Annotated in this window: 1 protein-coding gene; it reads right to left on the bottom strand. The window is 33.6% G+C overall.

The features are described 5' to 3' along the window. Positions 1-241 (bottom strand): cytochrome c biogenesis protein CcdA (locus AOA59_RS31205; RefSeq protein ID WP_218212244.1); only part of this gene is annotated, 241 nt, incomplete at both ends.

Here is a 241-nt window from a genome sequence, read left to right as displayed (position 1 = left end):
GAACTGTGATAAATATGCAGCCATCCTTGCAAAGATCCCAGTAAAGAGCATTATTCCTAAGACAACCATAATACCGCCACTTGTTTTTTGGATAATTGGTAGGAAGCGGTTTATATTTCTAATTTTATCTAATGATTTAGAATAAAGAAGAGCTACAAGCAAAAACGGAATTCCTAGTCCTATTGAATACATAAATAATAGTAAGAGAGCATCATAAGTTGTACCTTGTGATGCTAGTGTT

The sequence above is a fragment of the Pseudomonas sp. 2822-15 genome, from assembly GCF_002742515.1.
GTDB lineage: Bacteria > Pseudomonadota > Gammaproteobacteria > Pseudomonadales > Pseudomonadaceae > Aquipseudomonas > Aquipseudomonas salomonii.
The sequence above is the reverse complement of the archived record's forward strand: the minus strand, read 5'-3'. Positions and strand labels throughout refer to the sequence as shown.